Genomic DNA, 4809 nt, shown 5'->3' on the forward strand with positions numbered 1-4809 from the left:
AGGTCACCAACCGGTTTGACCTCGTATTACTCGCCGCAGAACGCGCGCGTGAAATCTCTGGTGGTGCTGAACTGACTGTTGATCGTGATCGCGATAAAAACCCCGTTGTGGCTTTGCGCGAAATCGCGGAAGAAACGGTTCGCCCAGACCAGCTGAAAGAAGGCCTCGTGCAGTCGCTTCAGAAGGTTCAGGTGGATGAAGATGAAGAAGCCGATGCAGTCGGCTCGATCAGCCTTTCGGCAGAAGCACTTCGCCTCACGGCCGCTGCTCCCGCACGTGGCGCAGGCATGCAGCGCGATTACGACCGGTAATATCGCGCAGATATATTGAAGAAAGAGGCCCGGCTTGTCCGGGCCTTTTCTTTTGGCATTCCCGCACGGATGAAGCCTCGTGATGAAATAGGGGTTATTTAGGATCGGCCTAACACGGAAAACGACGTATCACGATCTCGCGCCAGGCATCCCGGACGGTTTGAATGCGCCTGCGTTCTTGGGGAATGCTCGCGAAACCCTCCAGAAATTGCTCGGCGGTCAGACGGTATTTTTTGGGTGCGCAAAACAACGGCTTGCCAGCAGCATGCGCTTGTTCATTTTCTGCTTTGACGGAAGCCGCGGCGGCTTGAAATAGCCTTGCCATCGGCTTGATCTCTTTTGAGAATACCGCGCCCATGCCCTTTTTCTTGAGGGCGAGCGCCTTCACATAAAATGTTTCCGCATCCATGGCTTGGGCAGGAACGGCACACAACAGCGCACCGCTGGCAATCAGCACAGCGAATTTCATATTTGCGACCTCAACTCTCTCGTCAACCGGACTAGAGCGTTGAGGTTATCTTGCAAAGATGAAAATCAGACGCCTTGTGGCGTTACGTCACCAACGGATGAGGATTTCCGACGACCTGCCTTTGGAATGGCCGTGCCCACTGTCGGGATGGACGATGGTTGCGCAATTTTGCCATCGTCGCGTTCGAACTTGCCGGTTTCAAGCAGCTGCTTGATCTCATCACCGGACAGCGTTTCGAACTCCAACAATGCGTTTGCCAAAAGATGGAGCTGCTTGTCGTGCTTTTTCAAAAGGTCGGTGGCGCGCTTATGCCCACCTTCAACCAGCTTGCGAATTTCAGCGTCGATCTTGCGTGCTGTCTCGTCCGACATTGCTGACCGCTGCGACATGCCATAGCCAAGATAACCTTCTTGCCGCTCTTCATATTGCAGCGGGCCCATTTCGTCCGACATGCCCCATTGGGTTACCATGTCCCGCGCAAGGCTCGTCGCATATTGGATATCGCTTGAGGCACCGGAGCTGACTTTGTCGTAACCGAAGATCAGCTCTTCCGCCACACGGCCACCCATCGATACCGACAGGTTCGCGTGCATTTTGTCGCGATGATAGCTGTAATTATCACGCTCGGGCAGGCGCATGACCATACCCAGCGCGCGACCGCGCGGAATGATGGTCGCTTTGTGGATTGGGTCTGACGCTGCTTCATGGATCGAAACAATCGCATGTCCGGCTTCGTGATAGGCGGTCATTTTCTTTTCGTCTTCGGTCATGACCATGGACTTACGCTCGGTGCCCATCATCACCTTGTCTTTCGCGTCCTCAAATTCGCGCATAGCTACCAAGCGCTTGCCACGGCGTGCCGCCAACAGGGCCGCTTCGTTCACAAGGTTAGCAAGATCCGCGCCGGAGAAACCGGGCGTACCGCGTGCAATGACACGGCCATCAACATCAGGTGCCAAGGGCACTTTCTTCATATGCACGTCGAGGATCTTTACGCGGCCATCAATGTCAGGACGCGGCACCACGACTTGCCTGTCGAAACGACCGGGACGCAGCAAGGCAGGGTCAAGCACGTCGGGGCGGTTTGTTGCGGCAACGATGATGATGCCTTCATTCGCCTCAAAGCCATCCATTTCAACCAGAAGCTGGTTCAGCGTCTGTTCGCGCTCGTCATTTTGGTTGCCAAGGCCAGCGCCACGGCTGCGGCCGACGGCATCGATTTCGTCGATGAAGACGATGCACGGTGCGTTTTTCTTGGCCTGTTCAAACATGTCGCGCACACGGCTCGCGCCGACGCCCACGAACATTTCAACGAAGTCAGAACCCGAAATGGAAAAGAATGGAACGCCTGCTTCACCCGCAATGGCGCGTGCCAGCAACGTCTTACCAGTACCCGGCGAACCCACGAGCAATGCGCCCTTGGGAATCTTGCCACCCAGACGGCTGAACTTCTGCGGGTCTTTCAAAAATTCGACGATTTCCTGAAGCTCTTCACGCGCTTCATCAATGCCGGCAACATCTTCAAAAGTGACCTTGCCATGCTTTTCGGTCAGCAGCTTTGCCTTGGACTTACCAAAGCCCATCGCGCCGCCAGCGCCGCCGCCCTTTTGCATTTGGCGCAACACGAAAAATGCGATGCCCAAGATTAGCAGGAAGGGCAGTGCCTGATATACGAGGATTAACAGCAGGCTGGGTTGTTCTTCGGCTTTTGCTTCGACCACCACGCCTTTTTCAATCAGCAAGGAAGGGAGGCTGGAGTCATTGGGCAGCGGAACCGTGACGAACGTTTCGTCATTCTGCATTTTGCCGCTGATACGATCCGGCGCGACGGCGACAGATTTGACTTCACCTGCCTCAACCTTGTCGCGGAATGACGAATAAGTGATACCGTTGGTCGGCGTGGATGAGCCGTTGAAAATGGAGGCGACGACCAGAAGCGCCACAATGATGGCTGACCAGATGGCCATATTCCGCAGCATCGGGTTGCTCTTTGGTTCCTGCTCGTCGTTCATCATCACTGCCTTGATTTCAGCCCCGCGCCAAATACGCGGAGATACTGGTGCAATGTAGGCGCGATTATGTGAATGACAATATAGGGATTGGCAAAATTCCAGCAGTTGTAAACTTAGTTTCGCCGCGGCGGTGCCATGGTAAACCGCCAATTGTCGCCGCCTTCGCATTTGACAGCACCCATGGTGGCTGTGCGCCCGTCCGAAAGTTCGGAAAGCAGACGGTCAATGGCATCGCCGCGCGGGGCAAGGTCGGGCTCCATCAGTTGCAGGCAATGGATCAACAGGCGGCGTTGTATCTCACGCGGGATGTCGCGCGCATCGCAGATGATGGCGTCCGTATCGCGCTGCACCCTTTCTTGCGTGAGTGCTTCGGTCATCCAATGTAGCGCTTCTGAGGCATCTGCCAGTGCGCTGGCGGTGCGTCCGGCGCGGTCGGCGCGAAAGGGGTGCTGCGTGTTCGCCAGCCAATGGCGCATCGCGACCCGTTCAAAGTCGATATTCACGTTGCTGGGGTCCTCCACCGGATTGAGCCCAGCGGTCGCGCAAATGGAAATCAGCTCGTCTTTCGTGAACCCCAGTAAGGGGCGCAATATCTTCCCATTTGTCGACCGGATAGCCGATAACCCGTCAATACCGCTGCCGCGCGCAAGTCGCATTAGTACGGTTTCAAGCTGATCATCGGCATGGTGCGCGGTGGCGATATACGCACAATCATGCTGCTCTGCCGCCTGCGCCAACAACGCGTATCTTGCGCCTCGTGCAGCGGATTGAATATTCCCGCTTATTTTTTCGGTTGGCGACAAAATGACGTGCGGCACATGCATGTCTTTGCACATGCGCTGCACATATAATGCCTCGTCGGCAGATTCTGGCCTTAACCCATGATCGACGGTCGCGGCAAAAACGCGATCGGGCATGGCTTTGTGCAACAATATCAGCAGCGCCAGGCTGTCGGGCCCGCCGGATACCGCGCACAATATACGCGCACCCGCCGTGACATGCAGCGCATTTACCGCGCCGTTAAAGCGGTCGAGAAGCGCAGCGTCGACGGTTACTTGCACTTCGCGCGTGTTTTACCGGCAGTGACCCGATCCGCCAAACGACCGCTGGCAACGTCGGGATAGGCTCTTGTAAGCTCACCATATGCTTCGCATGCCTCAGCCGTTTTGCCGAGGTCAGTTAAAGCTGACCCTAAGAAAAACAGACTGTCGGGCGCACGTTCGCCACGCGGGTCTGCTTTGTAGTTATCGTAGAAAACTTTAACGGCGGTGTTTGGCTTTTTGTCGTCGAGCCACGCCCGTCCAAGCAAGTTGCGCAGGAAGCTCGCACGTCGGTGCTTTGGATATGCTTTAAGCGTTTCTTCCAGCGTGGCTTGCGCTTCTGGGTAGAATTTCGCTTCCCACAATCTGAAGCCATAAGTGTAGCCATCGTCAAAAGCGTCGCCAGTGGCTGGCCGTTCAATGGCCGCAACTGCGGCAACGCGCGCTGCGCTCGGTTTAGCCGCCGTAGCCGCAGGCTTGGCTGCTGCTACAACGGGTTTCGGCTTGACGGTCACTGCTGCGGGCACAGGCGCCGCGGTAGGTAAGACGCTTGGAGCGGTTGTGGCCTGCGCGGTTGCCGGCAATGCGGTTTCCTGCGGTGCACTCGCCAGCTGCGCGCTCGCCAGCTGCACTTCCAAGATTTTCAGGCGCGCTTCGAGGCCACGCATATTGTTGCCTTGCTGCTCCACCTGACCCGTCAAAGTCGCCAGCTGTGCTTCCAACGCGTCGACACGCACCAACAGGTCAGAGGTCGCTGAGGTCGTGGAGGGGGTTTCGGGCTGCGCGCTGGTCGGTGACTGGATGTCAGGCGCGATAAATTTACCGGCACCTGCGGGAAAGACCTGACGCTGGACAGCGCGCATTTCCTTTTCAAGCTTGCCCACGCGTCCGTCAATATTTGCATCTTGCGCAACTGCGGATGCGCTGAGTGCAAATGCTGCGCCGCTCAACAAAGCAAGCCGAAAATTCATTGCTCA

5 protein-coding genes are annotated in these 4809 nt (G+C 56.5%); 1 reads left to right on the forward strand and 4 read right to left on the reverse strand.

Going from position 1 to position 4809, the window contains the following annotated elements:
* A partial coding sequence (gene rpoZ / locus ACILQA_RS09790) for a DNA-directed RNA polymerase subunit omega (protein ID WP_395629523.1) occupies positions 1–311 on the forward strand: 311 nt, incomplete at its 5' end.
* A gap of 109 nt (positions 312–420) precedes the next feature.
* On the opposite strand, the gene ACILQA_RS09795 is transcribed toward rpoZ, so the two are convergent.
* The 4 genes from ACILQA_RS09795 to ACILQA_RS09810 all read right to left on the reverse strand — a co-directional run bounded on the left by ACILQA_RS09795 (position 421) and on the right by ACILQA_RS09810 (position 4803).
* Complete coding sequence (locus ACILQA_RS09795) at positions 421–780, reverse strand: hypothetical protein (RefSeq protein ID WP_395629524.1); 360 nt, start codon at positions 778–780, stop codon at positions 421–423.
* Positions 781–845: 65 nt separating this feature from the next.
* A complete protein-coding gene (ftsH, locus tag ACILQA_RS09800; protein ID WP_395629527.1) occupies positions 846–2792 on the reverse strand; it encodes an ATP-dependent zinc metalloprotease FtsH in 1947 nt (648 codons plus the stop codon).
* 113 nt (positions 2793–2905) lie between these two features.
* A complete protein-coding gene (gene tilS / locus ACILQA_RS09805; protein ID WP_395629525.1) occupies positions 2906–3853 on the reverse strand; it encodes a tRNA lysidine(34) synthetase TilS in 948 nt (315 codons plus the stop codon).
* On the reverse strand, positions 3844–4803 hold the full coding sequence (locus tag ACILQA_RS09810) for a hypothetical protein (protein ID WP_395629526.1): 960 nt from the start codon (positions 4801–4803) through the stop codon (positions 3844–3846). The genes tilS and ACILQA_RS09810 overlap by 10 nt, the downstream gene beginning before the upstream one ends.
* Positions 4804–4809: the final 6 nt, after the last annotated feature.

It is taken from the genome of Sphingorhabdus sp., assembly GCF_044239005.1.
GTDB lineage: Bacteria > Pseudomonadota > Alphaproteobacteria > Sphingomonadales > Sphingomonadaceae > Sphingorhabdus_B.

What these genes read in the sequence shown, in the direction of transcription:
- ACILQA_RS09795 (WP_395629524.1), bottom strand. Translation starts at nt 780, where the DNA reads ATGAAATTCGCTGTGCTGATTGCCAGCGGTGCGCTGTTGTGTGCCGTT.
- ftsH (WP_395629527.1), bottom strand. Translation starts at nt 2,792, where the DNA reads ATGAACGACGAGCAGGAACCAAAGAGCAACCCGATGCTGCGGAATATG.
- ACILQA_RS09810 (WP_395629526.1), bottom strand. Translation starts at nt 4,803, where the DNA reads ATGAATTTTCGGCTTGCTTTGTTGAGCGGCGCAGCATTTGCACTCAGC.